Origin of the sequence: Calothrix sp. 336/3, from assembly GCF_000734895.2 — a bacterium.
GTDB lineage: Bacteria > Cyanobacteriota > Cyanobacteriia > Cyanobacteriales > Nostocaceae > 336-3.
On the sequence record NZ_CP011382.1, the window covers coordinates 4,294,384 to 4,313,739 of the forward strand.

Annotated in this window: 10 protein-coding genes; 5 read left to right on the plus strand and 5 right to left on the minus strand. The window is 36.7% G+C overall.

Going from position 1 to position 19,356, the window contains the following annotated elements; all coding sequences use genetic code 11:
* Window positions 1-200: 200 nt before the first annotated feature.
* Window positions 201-881, plus strand: a complete 681-nt coding sequence (gene bioD / locus IJ00_RS17915) for a dethiobiotin synthase (protein ID WP_035155155.1) — start codon at window positions 201-203, stop codon at window positions 879-881.
* A 26-nt stretch (window positions 882-907) separates the two neighbouring features.
* Here the strand turns inward: bioD and IJ00_RS17920 are convergent, their stop codons facing one another.
* Window positions 908-1,783, minus strand: a complete 876-nt coding sequence (locus IJ00_RS17920) for a DUF4388 domain-containing protein (protein WP_035155158.1) — start codon at window positions 1,781-1,783, stop codon at window positions 908-910.
* Between the two features lie 619 nt (window positions 1,784-2,402).
* On the opposite strand from IJ00_RS17920, the gene IJ00_RS17925 reads away from it, so the two are divergent.
* A complete protein-coding gene (locus IJ00_RS17925; protein ID WP_238178359.1) occupies window positions 2,403-3,272 on the plus strand; it encodes a DUF6816 family protein in 870 nt (289 codons plus the stop codon).
* Between the two features lie 16 nt (window positions 3,273-3,288).
* On the opposite strand, the gene sir is transcribed toward IJ00_RS17925, so the two are convergent.
* Together sir and IJ00_RS17935 are read right to left on the minus strand one after the other, a co-directional pair.
* Complete coding sequence (gene sir, locus IJ00_RS17930) at window positions 3,289-5,223, minus strand: sulfite reductase, ferredoxin dependent (RefSeq protein WP_035155160.1); 1,935 nt, start codon at window positions 5,221-5,223, stop codon at window positions 3,289-3,291.
* Between the two features lie 533 nt (window positions 5,224-5,756).
* Window positions 5,757-6,293 (minus strand): histidine kinase, encoded by a 537-nt coding sequence (locus IJ00_RS17935; protein ID WP_035155163.1) that lies wholly within the window; start codon window positions 6,291-6,293, stop codon window positions 5,757-5,759.
* Window positions 6,294-6,825: 532 nt separating this feature from the next.
* Here IJ00_RS17935 and IJ00_RS17940 point away from each other — a divergent pair.
* From IJ00_RS17940 to IJ00_RS17950, 3 genes are all read left to right on the plus strand, one after another.
* Window positions 6,826-7,245 carry a DUF4189 domain-containing protein gene (locus IJ00_RS17940; protein WP_035155168.1) on the plus strand — a complete coding sequence of 140 codons (420 nt, stop codon included), beginning with the start codon at window positions 6,826-6,828 and terminating at the stop codon, window positions 7,243-7,245.
* A 239-nt stretch (window positions 7,246-7,484) separates the two neighbouring features.
* Window positions 7,485-8,465 (plus strand): ATP-binding cassette domain-containing protein, encoded by a 981-nt coding sequence (locus tag IJ00_RS17945; RefSeq protein ID WP_035155172.1) that lies wholly within the window; start codon window positions 7,485-7,487, stop codon window positions 8,463-8,465.
* Window positions 8,466-9,266: 801 nt separating this feature from the next.
* Window positions 9,267-10,358 carry a 3-oxoacyl-ACP synthase III family protein gene (locus IJ00_RS17950; RefSeq protein ID WP_035155175.1) on the plus strand — a complete coding sequence of 364 codons (1,092 nt, stop codon included), beginning with the start codon at window positions 9,267-9,269 and terminating at the stop codon, window positions 10,356-10,358.
* A 50-nt stretch (window positions 10,359-10,408) separates the two neighbouring features.
* Here the strand turns inward: IJ00_RS17950 and IJ00_RS17955 are convergent, their stop codons facing one another.
* On the minus strand, window positions 10,409-12,181 hold the full coding sequence (locus IJ00_RS17955) for a thiamine pyrophosphate-dependent enzyme (protein ID WP_035155177.1): 1,773 nt from the start codon (window positions 12,179-12,181) through the stop codon (window positions 10,409-10,411).
* A gap of 1,386 nt (window positions 12,182-13,567) precedes the next feature.
* Window positions 13,568-19,030, minus strand: coding sequence for an ATP-binding sensor histidine kinase (locus tag IJ00_RS17960; protein WP_035155186.1), 5,463 nt, complete (start codon window positions 19,028-19,030; stop codon window positions 13,568-13,570).
* Window positions 19,031-19,356: the final 326 nt, after the last annotated feature.

A 19,356-nucleotide genomic window follows, 5' to 3' on the forward strand; every position in this document is an offset into this window, starting at 1 on the left:
GAAGCAATCTCAAAACTTGATTTTTCATGGCTATTTATGTAAGTACCATGAGTAGTGAGTAATGAGTGGATTGTTTTTCAAAGGAAAGAATTGTGCATGAATTTTGAACCCTGGAAAGGCTAAAAAGTCAACAGCCTCGGATTCAGGTAATGGGATAGAATAAATTTTGGTTATATTTCTTTACAAAAACTCCCAGAAAATTGAACGCACTATTTATTACTGGTACTGATACAGAAGCCGGAAAAACAGTTCTGACAACTGCTTTAGCTGCTTACTGGCAAAAATATCATCCTTCTCGCAGCTTAGGAATCATGAAACCGATTCAATCCGGAGAAGGCGATCGCCAATTATACGAACAACTATTTTCCCTGGAGCAATCATCAGAGGAAATTACACCCCTGTATTTTCAAGCACCTCTAGCTCCACCCATTGCCGCAGCCAAGGAAAATCGCCACGTTGATTTAGCTGTGGTTTGGCAAGCTTTTAACAGTTTATCAGCCCGTCGTGACTTTATCCTTGTGGAAGCTTTAGGAGGATTAGGTTCTCCCATTACTGAAGAATTAACAGTCGCAGATTTAGCTGGAGAATGGCGCTTACCTACGGTGTTAGTTGTACCCGTAAAACTAGGAGCTATTTCCCACACTGTAGCTAATGTTGCTCTGGCAAAGCAGCTAAAAGTAAATTTACGCGGGATAGTATTAAATTGCACTCAGCCACGTACTGACGAGGAAATTCAGGATTTGACACCAAAAGAGTTAATTCAATCCCTGACAAATATTCCGGTTTGTGGTTGCTTACCCTATTTAAACAATAGTCAAGATTTAGATAAGCTTGCCCAAGTTGCTTCAGATTTAGATTTAGAAATATTGTTGAAAAATTAGCTGCCAGAATTCTTATTTCTCAAATTTTAATTACTCTTGAGAAATCCCACAAGATTTTGCAGGTACAAATTGCTAATTTTAATTTTTGCTCCTACCGCAGATTGATGACTCAAAGCTGAATCGGAAAATTTGCGCACATCAACATTCAGGGGATAATCTTCTAGGGGAAAAGAGTTGGGGGGGATTTCTTCTACTAAACCTGCAATAATTAATCGAAATGCTGCCTGTTGTACCACCGTAATTGGTTGTTGAATGTGAGTAGCAATATCATTGAGATTCATACTACCATTCGCAAATTCCCATAGCTGCCATTCCAAAGGATTTAAACGTATTTGGGGATGATTTTGGTGAATACCAAGAATCCTGGATTGTTTCTCTGGTAAAGATTCAGCGAATGTAGCCCAATTTTTTAATATTCGCAATGCCATCAGTGCAACTTCCCTTGCCTGAAGGTTTAAACCTGTCATTTCTCGCCATGGTAAGCTAGCTTTGCAATCTAACTTAAATACACCTTTCTGAATTTCAAATAACTCTTTGATTTGATATAGCTGACTAGCAAATAACAAATTTAGTTGTTCCGCATTCAACAATCCCTCAACTTTTAATTGTAGTCCTAAAGGTGTGTCGGGGATGAATTGATTTGTCAGAAAATCCTCCATCAATTGTGTTTCCATCCAACCCCTTTGATGGATTTTACCAACTAAATCTTGACCATTTAAACGATGAGTCGCGGCAATTAATCTTCCTCGACAAAACCAAATATAGTAGTAATAGGCTTTGGAATTAGCTACATGAATATCTGGTAATGTACAAACTGTTAAACAACCAGATTTTCGCCCCAGATCGATTAATTGAAATAATTCTGCCAAGGAAAAATCCGCAAAAGAACTAGATAGGCTCATAATTTCCTAGAAAAAGACTGAATTCGTGTACAAGCATCTAGATAGATGAATTTGGCATTTATCACCACCACGAGATATTTGAAGATATGAATTACTTTGCAAGTGATTTCATTTTTATCATCTCTCCTGCTACATCCACAGAAACCCTCGCTCCTAATCATGTTTCTGAAGCAGTCAGACTATAAAAAACAGTCAATTAAAATATCTTTTATTCATGCATCTAAGCATAGGTAGATACTGAAATAATTTAAATAAGTAATATTACTAAAAATCAATTATACTCTTCTCTTGTGTATGTATTAATACTATTTTCTAATCAAAAATTACTTTATTTATACATTTAATATACTGATAATTTTAAAATAATCCCTTGCAGGCGATCGCCATTAAATTTAACTTTTTCAAAATGAAAAGCCTATTAATCAAGGATTTAGCTTCGCTGGGAGTTTTAGCCAACCAGTTAAATCTTCAGTATCATACATCTCTTAAATAGCTTATGTGTACTTACTTGAAGTTTAGATTACAAATTATCTCGTAAAAATTATCTAAGTTAATACTATAATTAGTATTCAATCAAAGTAAAATTTACATCTAAAAAATAGCCATCATTTCTCTAATAATGAACACCAAGTTATTGAAAATTTTTAATTTCAGATTTTCTCTTCTCAAAATTCTCAGATACTTAAGTTTTCTCCCTAGGGAAAAAATAAAAATATTTCTTTTCGGATTCATATTTCTCTTACTCCTGGGAAATCAACCTGCACAAGCGGGAGAATTAGCGGAAAAACTAGCAAATTTTCCCAATTGGGAGAAAATCAAAGTTGTCAAACCTGCGGTAGGAGATTTGCAATATCCTGAATGGATGGCTGGAGATTGGCAAGTTAGCAGTACTTTGGTTGATTTAGCAGCACCCCTTGCACCGGATATCATGACACCAGGTTTTGCGGGTAATCGTCAGTATTTAAATCAACCCATTGATTTTAGAGTCAGGTTTGTGGAGACACAACCAGAAATTCCTGAGTTGAAAATGCTTCCCCGTACAGTCAGTCAGGAAAAAGTTATAGTTAGCGATCGCGCTTTTAACGGATTGAATCTCGCTAGAGCATATCTTGGCGATCGCGCAGTCATCGCAGTCAAAGTTGATCCACAAACACCCAACCGACAAATTACTCTGCTGCGAGGTGAAAAACAGTTAGTTTCCATAGTTTCTAGCCGTGCAACGGAAACCACCGCCGATGATACATTTATTACTGCTGAAGTTTTTCAACAGTTATTTAAAGGCGGTAATACACCCTACTTCAATTCTGTAGAATCTACCACCGCTTACCATAAACTATCTACAGAGCAGCCCAGAATAGTCGCTGATCAAGTGACTGCTGTTTACCTTTCTCCCCAAGATAGCAATTACTTCCAAGCAGGAAATAAACCTGTAGCCCTCTATCGTTATCAATTAGAGTTCACAAGAATAAATCTAGATGGAGACGTGTGATACGTCCCCTATCTTCTTACTCTACACCTAGGTATGCTTTCAATGCTGCATCTACAATTTCACTCATCGGTTGATTTCGCTGATCAGATGCTGCTTTTAAATGTACATACATCCCGTTGTTGATACTAATGCGGTGGCGAGCTTTACCACTATCTTGACTATTATCTTCAGAATACTTGGCAGTAAAGTCTTGAATAGCATCAAAACCAACTCGCGCACAAAAATCGCCAAAACTTTCGTTTTTCCGGCGAGACTTCTTGAAGTAAGCGAAAATTGGCTCTAGGAAGCTCTCAATATCATTATCATGAAGTTTTTCAACATAGGGCTGTGCTAATCTGGTTTGGGCAGGAGAACCACCCAGCCAAACTTGATATGATTCTGGGGCGCTTCCGACAAAACCTAATTCCGCCATGTAAGGGCGAGCGCAACCATTAGGACACCCTGTCATCCTTACCACGAAATGCTCATTTTGTAAACCCATTTTATCCAGAAGAGTCCGAATTCTGTCAAGAATTCCCGGAATTGCTCGCTCTGACTCTGTAATTGCAAGTCCGCAGGTTGGCAAAGCTGGGCAAGCCATTGCGTAGCGTACCAATTGCTCGATACTGTTAGGGTCAGCAACTACACCACAACGGTTGAGGATGTCTGCAATAGCTTCCTGGTTTTCTGGTGCAATATCGTAAAGTAGAACATTTTGATGGGGTGTCAGGCGAATTGGTAAATTGAATTGCTCAATTATTTCGCGTAGGGCGGTTTTAATTTGGAAGTCACCCTCATCTTTAATACGTCCATTCTCAACAGAGATGCCCAGAAATAACTTGCCATCACCTTGCTCATGCCAGCCGAGAAAATCCTCGTATTTGAATTCTGGCAGCTTTTTGGATGGTGTTAGGGGCTTGCCAAAGTATTTTTCTACCATGGAGCGGAACTTATCCACGCCCCAATCATGGATGAGATATTTCAGCCGTGCATGACGACGTTCAGCGCGATCGCCATAATCCCGTTGAGTTGCCACCACAGCCTTGACCAAATTATACACGTCAGCCTTGGCTACATAACAAATCGGGTCTGCCGCTCTGGCAAAGGTTTCCTCCTTGTTATGGGTTCTACCTAAACCACCCCCAGCAAAGACATTAAACCCTTGTAACTCACCTTTTTTATTAGTAATTACAACCAAGGTTAAATCCTGGGTATATAAATCAATGGAATTATCCCCTGGTACAGTCACGCAAGCCTTAAACTTCCGTGGCATGTAATGGGTACCATAAATCGGTTCTTCGGAATCGTGGACAATTGTACCTGTACCATTTTGGTGGCGTGCAGCTTTAACTTCGGGATTCTCTTCCCCACTAATTACCTTTTCCCCATCTAACCAAATTTCATAGTAAGCACCTGTTTGGGGAGTTAATAAATCAGCAATATTATCTGCATATTCCCAAGCATACTGATATTCGGGTTTATTTTTAAAAGGTGCAGGGGGAGCCATGACGTTACGATTCAAGTCACCACAAGCACCCAAGGTTGAACCCATACTTTTGACAATGGCAGCGATCGCCGCTTTCAAATTCTTCTTGAGAATGCCATGTAACTGAAAACCTTGGCGAGTTGTTGCCCGCATCGTATGATTACCATACTCATCAGACAACTTATCCAGAGTCAAATATAACTGTGGAGGAATAAATCCACCAGGACTACGAGTCCGTAACATCATCTGGTAATCTTTTTCCTGTCCCTTCACCCGGTTGTCACGGTTATCTTGCTGATAGGAACCATGAAATTTGAGAATTTGTATCGCTTCTTCGGTAAAATGGGTGGTATCCTGTAGTAACTCAGTCGCCACAGGTTCACGTAAAAAATTGCTGCGTTCCTTAATTCCTTCAACTTTAGAAGGTTTGCGGCTAGTGTTGAGCGGCTTGTCATCAGACATCGCGGGAGGAGCAGAGTTTACCATTGCAGTTGTATAAGTGTTCTCAGTAAGCCATTATTTAGCGCCTCAGCGTGATTAAAAATTACCACCCTGATAGCAAAAGTTTCCCGGTAATCCGGTCGGATTTTGGCACAATAGTATAGATTCTACCATGGAATGTATATGGCAATAGGTGGATCAGCAATCAGCAAAGTTATGATTATTAATCAGTAATTTCCGGTAAAGATGGATTAATAAATTACCGAAATCGACCATGTAAATCTAATGGCGAAATCCTAAAAAGGTAGGGAAAAATCCCCTATATTCAAGTTATACAAGGATTGCAGGTCATAATATTACTGGAAATAATGTAGTGATTAATAATTCACTAATTATTCTGTATCCTAAGTTATATATACCTGCCTATCACCTATATCCATCAGTCTATTAACAGAAAATAGAGGCACTATCAATAGTGTCTCTATTACAAGTTTAATATTTTCAGGTCAGTAATCTGTGAGTTCCGGATAGAACTTGAAAATACTTCTTATTCCTTATTTATTCTTACTTTTTCCTTACTAAAAGCGAATACCTAAACCAGTGTTAACACTCAAAGAAGGAACATTCGTATTTTTGTAAGCATCTAATCCAACAGTCGCATTACTGTAAATCAAGAAGTTCTTAGCGACTTCTGACTCAACTCCTGCAACAACAGCAACACTATCTTTATTTCCACTAGGTGTTGGTTTGCCATCACTTTCTACAAATTGATAGCCACCCCCAAAGAACATATTAGTTCCACGGGCGATAGGTAAATCTACAGTTGCATAGGGAATTATCGCCGCAGTCTCATCACTAAAATTAACTTGTCCACGAGCAGAAAACGGAGTATTTCCTAACTTTAATCGAGCAGAAACATTCCCACCTAAAGTTGCAGCATCACCATTTTGACCACCATTTGTCACCCCTACAGATACACCAGCACCAACATAATTGGCATTAGTACCTTTTTGAGCAGGTAAAGCACTTGCTTTGCCCATATTTATTACTAAAGGCATCAAAAAAATCGATGACAACGCAGAGATTGCCACCAAAGACTTCACGAATCTTGGCATAGTTTTAACTCAATTTTTGTAGAGTCGATAGTTTAGTGGCTATGTCGAAAAATTTACTTAAAGGTTCCTTGTGTTTCCAGCACCGATGGTTATTGAATATCCTTAATATCAATTGCTTAAACCAAGTTTGACATAACTGATCTACATACTTGTTTGCGTGTTTTACTTAATTGGTTCACGACTTTATATATGTTCAGATATCACCCCTATGATTCCGGCTCGATGACAATAGTCATAATGCTTATGACTGAGAAACCACATTAACCTATATTCTTACCCTCATCTCTGAGAGTGGTACTTGTATTCCTTAATTATATCAAGCATATATGAAGCTAAAGGCTTGATTTTAGTAAATTATACGGACGGTGATATTATATCTTATTTTCACAAATTATACTCATGGATAAACAGTATTTTAATGTTATGAATTAAACATCTAGTCTGTATAAAGTATCTGTTAAATTCGGGAATCAGCCTAGGGCATGATGTTTAATATATTAGCAATCCCAGAAGAGTTTAGGTGACAGGAGCTATGTCTTTACAAAGCTTAGAAAAAATCGGCAGAAAAATTGCACTATTAACAGTAATTGCATATCCAACCCTAGGTTTCAATAATATTCAACCAGCAGCAGCTCAACCAAGAGATAATTATGGGGCGATCGCCTATTCTCGGCAGACTCGAGCCAATGGTACTTCTTGGAACTTTGCCACTAGAGATGCCGCCGAAAGAGCAGCCGTGAGAGAATGTGAAAGATACTCAGGTAGTGGTGACTGCCAATCAATGATTTGGTTCCGTAATGCTTGCGCAGCCCTAGCAGAAGCTGATAATGGGGCATTAGGTTGGGCATGGAATCGCGATCGCGGACCTGCTGAAAGAGAAGCTGTCCGACAATGTTTCAGATACCGTGGTGATAACTGTAAAGTTATCCGTTGGACTTGTACAGACCGTTAATCCGGTTTGAGGATTTAGAATTACCATCAAATTATAGATAAAAGGCTTGACTGGACAACTCGTCGAGCCTTTTATTTTATAAATTTTCTGATTATTTATCACCAATTTTCGCACTGTAAATGTTGCCAATCTGATTTTTAAGAGCTTGCATATATGATTTTATGTACTAATTTTTGGTAAATTAGTATTCTTGCCACACAGTTGCAAGCTGGGTCGTGCATCTTGTGAGAACAACATCTATGTCTATCATCGTTGCTCAAAATTTGAGCAAAATATATCCTGTCGCAGTTAAAGAGCCAGGAATTCAAGGAACGATTTCTCATTTTTTTCGCCGTACTTACCGAGAAATTAAGGCTGTCAGTCATGTATCCTTTGAAATAGCCCCTGGTGAAGTGGTTGGTTTTTTAGGACCCAATGGTGCGGGCAAAACTACTACTTTGAAAATGCTGACTGGTTTAATTCACCCATCCAGTGGCATTGTTAACGTTGCAGGATATACACCCTTTCGCCGACAAGCAGAATTTTTACAGCGCATCACTCTAGTGATGGGACAGAAGCAGCAGCTCATCTGGGATTTACCTGCAATGGACTCACTAAAAATTAACGCTGCTGTTTACGATATTTCCGAGCGGGAGTTTCGCTTACGAGTCGGTGAGTTGACAGAAATGTTGTCTTTAGAAGGTAAACTTACCCAACCTGTACGCAAATTATCCCTTGGCGAACGGATGAAAGCTGAGTTACTAGCTGCTTTACTCCATCGTCCTCAGGTCTTATTTTTAGATGAACCCACCCTCGGCTTAGATGTGAATGCCCAGGTAGCAGTGCGCGACTTTTTGCGGGAGTACAACCAACGTTATCAAGCAACGGTATTACTCACAAGCCATTACATGGCAGATATTACCGCTCTGTGTGAACGAGTTTTAATGATTCACCAAGGAGCTTTGATGTATGACGGTAGCCTCAATGGTTTATTGGAAAGGTTTGCACCCTATCGAGAAATTCACTTAGAACTTGCTCATACCGTATCCAGAGAAAAACTGATGTTCTATGGTGATGTCAAGGAAGTTGATGGACGCTTTGTCTGCTTTCTGGTTCCACAAGGGGCGATCGCCCTCGCAGTTTCTCGAATATTAGCTGATTTAGACGTTGTTGATTTAACTGTAAACGAGCCTCCAGTGGAAGAGGTTATTGGGCGTGTATTCCAAGTAGGTGTCGCGTAAAATTTGCGAGTTAACTATGAGACACAATATCCAAGATGACTAATCTTTTCTCGATTAGCAGCATTTTCTACAGTAAAAATAAATATGACCATCGCAGTTCAGGCTGTCAAATCATAAATATTTGGTCATTTTCCGTAAATATCATGAGGCTTTAGTAATTAGACTGAAGCTATATTTTGAGGATAAAGTTGTCAGACTAGCAAGATTAAATCTAGCACATCAACTTATAAACTCTTTGTGTGAAGTGCAATCTACTCTCTACATATCAGATGCTCTATCTTTTCTTGTTTCAATTAATTTGAAGTCAACATATTTGAAACAATAGGATTGTTGGGAATCAAAAAAATATTCACACAAAGTAGAAATTACTTTAAATCATTAAACTACCAATAATTAATTTCATAAAAAATAATGCTCAAGATTTATTTTTTGGGTCTTGTCTAATGTCATAAAAATGAATATTAATTCAGAAAAGTCTTGATATCTATTTAGTATTATTAGCACCGTAGTTAAGTTTATTATTTGCTTCAGTAATGAAGTCAAATAATATTGCTCAGGCAAGAATGGCATCTCAATATATATTCAAAATTTTCCTGAATAATTAGATGTTTAATGTAGAAGGTATTAGTGGTATTTATTAAAACAGATTTTTCTATGTAAATATTTATTCTCCTGAAAAATCATTTTTTCATGATTTGAAATTATTTGATAAATAGCTATATCTCAAATAAAACTGGTCAAACCTTCCTAAACACGATTTAGAAAATTCTAACTTTACAAGATTTTTGTGGAGATATTCTTATGCATATTCCTGTTGGTATTTGTTCCCTTTCTTTGAGCTTACCAAGCATTATTCGCACAAATGATTATTACAAAGAAAAATATCCAAATTTGGTTGCACAGTCTGAAGAAAAAAGCTTGGCAAGATTAATGTCTCTTGTGAATGAAACTCCTAGTAACGAGTTTGAATTTGCAATGCAACCCTATTTAAAAGATCCATTTCGCGGAACCGTTCAACGACGCATATTAGGAGAGGGAGAATCTTCACTCACCCTAGAGTATAAAGCGGCAAAGGATGCTCTAGATGCAGCTAAACTCTCTCCTGATGATGTGGACTTGATTATTGTTTCTTCCTTCTTACCCGAACAACTAGGATTTGGCAATGCAGCTTTTCTTGCCCGTGAAATGGGTCTAAAATGTCCTGCTTGGAACCTTGATGCGCATTATTGCAGCACTCTAATCGCACTCCAAACTGCCTCCGCTTTAGTTCAGTCAGGCACATATACCAACGTGTTAGTTGTTATCTCTTGTACTTATTCTCGGTTAGCCGATGAAGATGATACACTCTCTTGGTTTTTAAGCGATGGTGCCGGAGCTTTTGTTGTTAGCTCCCTATCTCTCAATCAAGGAATTTTAGGTGCAAAAGCTATTAATACTAGTTGTTTATGCGACCTATTAAGCTTAAAAGTAACAGAAGATGAGCAGGGCAATCAAAAGCTTCGTATTACAGTTGCTCAAGATATGAATCGAATATTTAGTAATGCTGCTGGTGAAATGTTTCGTACTTGTTGCGAAGGAGCTGCTGATGCTGCTGGTGTCACTTTAAACGACATTAATTTTTTTGTATTCTACACGGCAGGAGCTTGGTTTGCAAAATTTTATACAAAAATTTTGAATGTTGATTCAAACCGAACAATAGACTATTATCCTCACTATGCTAATATGGGCGGGGTCGCATCTTTAGCAAACCTATATCACGCCGCACAACTGGGTAAAATTCGTGAAAATGATTTGGTATTGCTATATAGTTATGGTGCTGCAAGTAGTGCTTGTGCGATCGTGATGCGTTGGGGTGATGTGTCTTTAGGTAAAGCTCCAAAAAGTATATCATAATATACATTCAGATGGTTTTGATATTTAACCATATTAAAAAGTTCAGAGAGTTAACTTGTTTTAAAAATTTTTGTATTAATATTAGTACTTTGCCGAATTAAACTATTTATTCGCATACTAATTGGTGCAAGTTCTTCTCGACTAATTTTGACATCTACGACAAATGGAAGTTGTGAATGCATTGCCTGTAATATTGCATTTTCTAGCTGTGATTCATTTTCTACACCAATTCCATTTGCACCCATACTACACGCTAGCATTACAAAATTTGTTGGTGCTATTTCTGTCTTAATGCTTGTATATCCTTGTTGTTTAGTCCCTTGGGAACACATCCCATAACTACTATCGTTGAGAATAATCCAAACTGCAGGAATTTTATATTGAACAGCAGTATTGATTTCATTATTCATAAGCATCGCACCATCACCAACTATTACCACAGTTTTCTTTCCACTTACTAAACTTGCTCCTAAAACTCCAGTTGTGGCATATCCCATTGAACCAAATCCCGTACTTCCTCGCCAACGGTTTGGAGACTGAAATTTGAGGTAGTGAGTCGCCCACGAAAGACAATTACCAGCATCAGCCATAACTATGGCATCACTATTTTCGACTATTACTTCTTGTATTACCTTCATTAATTTTACTGGTCTGACTAAGCCTATATAAAAATCATCATTTCTATTTTGGGGGTTCAAGCTATCAGGAAGTGACTTTCTCGTATATGACTCATGTACTATTGGAAATTTCTCTAGTAACATCGTTAGAAATATCTTGATATCTGCAATTACAGGAAATGTCTTGGCATTGGGATAAGCAGCGCCTGGAACTTGTGAATCAATATCCACATGAATAAAGCCTTTTGGTGGTATCAATAAAGGATTCCAAAATGAAGTAAACTCTCCTAGACGAGTCCCTAAAACAAGAATGTATTCAGGAGGCGTAGACTTCATAAATTGCAAAACAGAGTCATGCCCAGCAAATCCGGTTACACCTAGATATTGAGGATGATTTTCGGGAAAGATGCCTTTTCCACGAGGGGAACTCATAACAGCAGCTCCTGTTCTTTCTGCCAACTGGAGTATCTCCTGAGCAGCATCGCGGGCACCAAAGCCTACCCATATTGCAAAGGAATCGGAAGATAGGAGTTCGCCAACTTGATTAATTATTTTTTGGTCAGGAATCAGTAATGGAAATTTTGATGTATCTGGATAAACATGACAACCGTTACTACTTTGGACATCACTGGGAATGCTCAGATGAGCAACAAATCCACCTGGTTTGGAAAATCTTGTGGTCAATTGTTGAGCTATTTCTGGTAATTCATCACTTGACTTAATATGACGTGCATAATGAAATATACTACCGTGACAAAAAAAATCTTGAGGCATTTTGTTGGGGTTAGTTTCCTGAAATGCCCATTTTCCTTCATGGGTTTCCGGGGTACTAGGGGATATGAAAATGACTTTAGCTCCTTCCCACCGTGCCGCCATCATTCCAGTCAGTGCATTAGTGATACCTGGTCCAGTTGTGGTGAATACAGCAACCGGAGAACCATTTGCAAAATAAGCTTCCATAGCTGCAAAGGCTGCTCCTGCCTCATGACGGAAGTGAAGTACATCTATAGAACTTTCTTCTAAAGTTTGCCATATGGGTGCGATCGCCCCACCTCCAACTCCAAAAGCGTGGCGTACACCTAAATTTGTCAATATTTGAATGATACTATCAGCTACTGTAATTTGTGGTAGTTGCTGGCTGATAGATTTCGTCAGAGAAGTCTCTTGGCTAGATTTTGTATTAAAACTTTTTTCTGTAATTAGCATTATTTAAAATTTGTTTTGATAATTTTATTGCTGAAGTTTGGTTTTGCTACATTAATACGAAACCACAATGAAGTGAGTTATCCCTCATTTGTCACTTTCGGGAGAGAATAGTCTGAAATGCTTACAGCATAAGGCTTTTATGAAAAAACCATAATTTCAGCCATTGTGTTAGAAAATAAACGCTCAAATGCATGTTCTATCTAGAGTTGAAAATTTGACTTTGATTTTCTTTTTCCAGAGTGACAAAAAAGGGGTTATACCAATTCACAATTCGCAATTCGCAATTCGCAATTAAAAAACTTAGATGCAGCAAAGCTTTCAGGATTTACATCTGTATCAGATTTTTCGTGAAATGGTATTACCCCTCTTTTGTTACCTTGGGGAAAGAATAATCCGAAATTATTATATTTACGTCTTTTTTCAATAAAGGAATTTAAATGACAAAATTTAGACGCGACCGCACAATTCATTATTTTGTTTAGTTTTCAGAGTAGAGATAGTATTTTTCTCTCCTCGTAGTAACAAAAGAGGGATTACATATTAAATGACAAAATTATCCAAGGGTAAGAAATACTTACATTTTATTTGCTAGTAATTCTTATAGCGTTTCTCATTCTAGTAAGGTAGGGAAGAACCCCTCCCCAGCCCTCCCCGATTTTGGCTATCCATTACCCGGATCTTTCGCAACATTTACGAGAGTATTCACTCACGCTTTTTCTAACCCTGATTCCTTCGTCGTCAATTCTCAATAAAAATCCTATTTTAGCGAGAATAGTAAGAAGCAATCTGTCAAGTATGCCTGACACCTCAGCGTTTAAGATGACTACAGAACAAGGGTTTCAGAATTGTTAAGAAAGATGTGACTAATGGGTAGCCGATTTTGGGGAGGGTGCCCGATAGGGCGGGTGGGGTTGTATTCCATCTGATTGGGAAACGCTATACTCCAGCAAAGTACATTTGAAAACCTATTTTGTAAGTCGTGAATAGGGTAGATAGATAATGCTATGCATTATTAGGGTGATATGAATCTGTATCTTGTGAAACTTAGCACTGTTATACACTTTATCAAAGTAGAAATAGTTACCTTGAAATTCTCTAACTAAATGATATTCAAAATAAACATAAAAACTATAAAATAACTTTAAATAATTCAGTCTTCAGGATAAAGTATATCTAAACTTTTATATTTTTTATTATAATTTTCTCGGTATTTATATGCATTTAGCTATTAAAAATATTACGTCTGATTATTGGCACAATATTTCAGGGTAAATACTTAATTAATATATGGATATTTTCTAGATTATTATTGTATATAATATCCCCAATTTCTTAAAAGAAATCAGGGATATTAAGGAAATAATTCAGATGATTATCAAAAATTGCTTACTCAATAGGAATAGATATGATAAAAGCTGCACCTTCTCCTGGTGCAGAATCAACATCTAAAAACCCTCCATGTTTTTCTACAATAATTTGATTCGCGATCGCCAGTCCTAAACCTGTTCCTTTTCCGACAGGTTTGGTGGTAAATAAATGGTCAAATATTTTAGCTTTAACTTCCTCTGACATGCCTGGACCATTATCTTGAATTTTTATCGTCAGCAGTTTTTTGTCTTCATTGACAGTGGTGATGATTGTAATACAATTGGGATTTAGCTCAATTTCTTTAAAAGTTCTTCCAGAATTAGATTCATCCAGCGCATCGATAGCATTTGCTAGCAGATTCATAAATACCTGATTTAACTGTCCGGGGAAACACTTCACCTCAGGTAAGCTACTATATTTTTTTACTATTTGAATACTGGGACGGGATTGTGATGCTTTTAAGCGATGCTGTAGAATCATTAATGTGCTGTCAATACCATCGTGGATATTAAAAGGAATTTTTTTCTGAGTATCGGCTCTAGAGAAAGTTCGCAGACTAATACTGATATCATAAATACGGTCAATTGCCTGTCGCATCGAAGAAATAACTTTTGGTAAGTCTTCTTTTATATAGTCTAAATCTCTAGCTCGTATTTCCTTGGCAATTTCTGTAACGGGATTGGGATAATGTTTCTCATAGAGTTCGAGAAGGGTCAATAAGTCTTGTACATACTCATTTGCTGGTTGTAAATTACCAGAAAGGTAGTTAATTGGATTATTAATTTCGTGTCCTATCCCTGATACTAAATTACCCAAAGTAGACATTTTTTCACTTTGCACTAGTTGCAATTGTGCTTGTTTTAGTTCTTCTAGTGAAATTTGTAACTGTTGAGCATTATCTTGAGACTCTTGATATAAACGGGCATTTTCTAAAGAAATAGCAGCTTGGGAGCATAGCAAATTAATTACTTGTAATCTATCCTTAGTAAAGGCTCCGCTAGTTAGGGAATTTTCTAGATATAAAATACCCACTAATCTACCTTGCTTAAGAATTGGATTACATAAAAGACTTCTGGGTTGATTTATAGTAATATAAGGGTCGTTGATATGGTAATTATGAGATTTTGTATTATCAACTTTTAATTTAGTATTATTGAAAATAATATGTTCTTTTTTGCGCGAGACATAGTTAATTAAATTTATCGGGATATCTTGACTTTCTTCAATGGGGATAGATTGTAAAACATTAGTAACTTTTTTATTTGATAAAGCGATAGCTTCGATTACCAATTTATCAGAATCAGGTAAAATAAGCACGGCTTTAGAAGCTGCGGCATTTTCAATTAATACTTCCATGAGGTTAACTAGTAACTTATCTAGTTCCATTTCGCCGCTAATTGCATGAGACGCTTTGATTAAACTGAAAAAATCTAAGGCTTCAATAATTTGTGTGCTACTTCCAGTAATTGTTTTGCCATCACTACTACTAACAGAAATAGTCTCTTTAGCATTTAAGCTGCTAGTTTCCTTTTGTTTTGTTACACTTAATAAATCAGGATAGTGTTTTTTGAGATGTTCTACTTTTGCCAGTGCGCCCCAACGTGCATAGCAGTAATAAGCATTGGTTAAGTAAGTTTGGGCAATAGTTTTTTTACCCCAGGTAAGATAGAATTTAGCTGCAAGTTCATTTGCTAATGCTTCTTCCTGAATATATTCATTTTCTTTTGCAAGATAAATTGATTTATCGTAATAATCCATTGCAGATATTTTGTCATCAAATATTCGATGTTTTTCTGCTTCAACAAGGTAGTATTTATGTAGAAAATTCATTGGCGCATGATTTGCCCAATGTCTCATTTTCTCTTGGTTCGCATTTATCTTTGCTAAATATTGATTCTTTTCTGATGGTGTTACATTACAATATGCCGCTAATCTCACAAGAGAATCATAAAAGTAAAAAGTTGGTATAATCAGTGAGCCTGCAACACTAGATAGATACTTCTCTGCTTCTTGGGAGCAATCTAGAGCTAGCGGTAAATTGCCAAACAAGTAATTTAGAGTTAGTTTATTAAAGTTAACAATGGCGATCGCCATTACATAATTACTTTTTTGATGTATCGGCAACATTATTTCCTCATTATAACTATCACCAACGAGGTTGCATACATCTTCACTTTTGTTAATTAAATTTAAAACAGTCTGTCGCCAAATTTGCATAGAGAAAAGAGCAGATTGTTGTTGTGAATTGGATAAAACTTCACAATATATTGCCATAGTGGACTCTAGTTCTATTAGCTCTTTTCCTGTTAGGTATGAAATATAAGAAAAATTATTTAAACTGTATGCTGAAAATTCAAAGTCCCCTATTTCTTTAGAAATATTATAGACATCTTGTAAAGGTTTTAAAAAGCTGTATGCATGATTTTTCCAGAGACCAATAAAGCTGTTGTAAGGAAGTAAAACTCTAGCTTTTAATAAAGTACTATTAGTTTTCGATAATAGATTTAAAGATAATTTACCAAACTCATGACCAGCTTGAATATCACCAACTACAGCACATAAAAGAAAAGCGTAAGTACAATAGCCATTAGCTGATATACCTGTATTCCCATATTCAATTGATAAGTCAACCATTTTTAAGCTGACTAACGGTACAAAATCAGGACATCCAAGATATGCAGCAGTAAACATACTGGATAAAATACGCATTGCTGCCAAAGTATCGACATCCGTCATTTCTGGCAGGTTAATTAAATCTGCAATTTCTCGACCACTTAATCTTTCTGCGGTTGTCTTAAATGCTTTTTGAATATCTTCTGCTGATGGGGATTCTGGAAATTCAACATTCAGGAGTTTGAGTACATCGATAGCTAATCTTAAAGCTTTTAATAGTTTATTTTGTACAATATCAGCTTGAACTTTTATCTCGTAAACTTTAATTTTATCCAAAAGACAAGTAGCGGAATTAATTACTATTTCTGCTAATTCTTCCATCCTTTCAAAGTTGCCAGAGAGATATGCGGATTCACAGGCTTCTTCATGTAATTCTAAACAGAAGGAGTAATAATTTTGCCAACTACTTGAGGGAATAATTTGCAATCCTAAATCTAAATAGCTAATTGCTGCTGTATAAGCTGTTGATATTTTGGCTTTGCGTCCAGCTATTAAATTCAATCGAGCCAGATGATTTAGCTCGTCTTGATTGTTAATTAATTCAACACCGTAGTTTAACTGATTGACAATATTAAATATATTGTCTTCTATTTCTGATTCAGGTGTATTTCTTAGCAATAGTTGACCGATATTGAAATGTGTAGTTTTCTTCTCTGATTCTGGAATTAATGAATATGCGGCTTGTTGAACTCGGTCATGTAAAAACTTATAAGTTGCTAAGGAGTTATGTTTATCAGATTTTTTTGCTTCTTGCTGTGATAATGGGCTATGATTGTCTTGAAAAAATTTGTAAATCTCATTAGTGGGAATAATGAGTCCATCTTGTAATGCTTTCCACAAATCTGTGGCAGTCTCTTCTAATGATTTATTATTGACAATAGCGAGTGTATTCAAATCAAATTGATTGCCAATACAAGCAGCTAATTTGAGAATATTTTGAGTAATGTGTGGTAGTTTTTGAAGTTGATTAGCAACGAAATCAACAACATTATTGGCAAGAGGCAACTCTTGAATCTTGGAAAAGTGGCACTGCCAACATCCTTCACCAAAATTAAAATAAATTAGCTTTTCATCATATAATGACTTGAAAAACTGATTACTAAAGAAGGGGTTACCTTGAGTTCTTTGGTAAATTAATTTTGTTAAGGGCTGGGCAATTTCTGAGGAGCAGTCGAGGGTATCGGCAACTAACTGGGTTAAATTATTTTCTGATAAAGGCTGGAGTGTAATTGTATTAATTTTTATATTTTCTTGGGAAATCGCATCTAAGGTCATCATTAATGGATGCACAGTTGAGACTTCATTATCTCGATAGGCTCCAATCAATAGTAAATGTTGAGTTTCCTTTTCACAAACTAATGTTTGCATTAAATTTAAAGAGGCGGAGTCTGCCCATTGTAAATCATCTATGAAAATTACTAAAGGATGTTCTTTGTTTGTAAAAACTTGAATAAATTTCTGAAATAGCAAGTTAAATCGGTTAGTTGCTGCACTTCCTGAAAGTTCTGCAACTATTGGTTGTTCTCCAATAATCTTTGTGAGTTCGGGTATGACGTCAGTAATTACTTTACCTTGTCCTCCTAATGCTGCCAAAATCTTAGTTTTCCATGTCTGGAGTTCCATGGTAGTTTCGCAAAGTAGTTGCTCGATTAAGTCACGAAAAGCTTCTAAAAATGCGAAAAAAGGAATGTTTCGTTGAAATTGATCGTATTTACCCTTAATAAAGTAGCCTCGTTGTCGCACAATGGGTTTATGAACTTCGTTGACTACAGCTGTTTTCCCAATACCAGAAAAACCAGCAACTAACATTATTTCAACCCCTTTGTTATTTTCGTTGCTGGGGTTAGCAATACGCTCAAAAGCTGAGAGGAGCGATTCTACTTCGCTTTCACGACCATAAAGTTTTTCAGGAATGGCAAAGCGATCGCACCTATCTTGTTGCCCTATTTTCCAGATGGTAGCAGTATTTATCCCATCTCCGACTTTCTGATATTCTTGCCAAACGTTTTCCAAATCATATTTTAAACCCAAGGCACTCTGATAACGTTCTTCTGCGTTTTTTGCCATCAGTTTGGCAATGATATGAGAAAGAGATTCGGGAACTTTTGGATTTAGACTACTAATTGAGGGAGGCTGTTTGGCTAAATGGTTATATACTAGCTCCATCGGGTCATTGCTGGGAAAGGGTAACTCTCCGGTAAGTAGCTCAAATAATGTCACACCTAAACTGTAAAAATCGCTACGCCAATCTACCAAGCGATTCATTCTTCCAGTTTGTTCAGGAGAAATATAGGCAAGAGTTCCTTCTAATACATTCAGAGATTTAGGCGCTTGTGTTTCTTTAGGAAGCAAAGAAGCAATACTAAAGTCAATAAGCTTTATCTCTTTTGTGACGGGGTTAATTAGAATATTGGCAGGTTTGATATCTTTGTGAATGACTCTATTCTTATACAGTTCATCTAGGGTAGAAACAATTTGTAATGCAATGGGAAAAAATTCATTGAGTGAGTCAAACTTTTTGCCCTTTGTAAATTCTTGTAAAGAAATGCCCCCAAAATCTTCCATAACTAAGGCATAGCTATTTTGGTAGGGTTGTAAGCTATAGGTTTTGATAACACCTGGACAGTTGAGGTTTTTGGCAATAGTATATTGGTTGCGAAATTGTAGCAATTCCTGGAAAGTGGGGTATTCATCTCGTAGTATTTTAATTGCTACTGGTTTTTGATTTGATTCCTGAATAGCTCGACAAACAAGTGTTCTTGAGCCAGAGTATATTTCTGCAATAACCTGATAACCTGGTAATTTCATGGTATTTACCCCTAAGAATTAGCACCTTCTAATGTATATAATTCCCAAAAAAAGCGAAATTATTTCAATGTCAATAGAAATTAGACAGGAATAAGGTCATTGCGTTGCCATAAGGATAGCAATGTTGTGAACCATAATACTGTCATAGCTCCTAGATTTCATGTTGAGTTAACAATCAAAAATCTGCTTTACATAAGTTGTTTTTTAAAAAGAGAGCATCTTTTATTATGAAGTGAAAGACCTTAAATAGAGATTATACTTAATAGTGATAATCTCAGATATTCAATAGTCTAACATATGCCCATATTGGATTGAATTGCGATGAT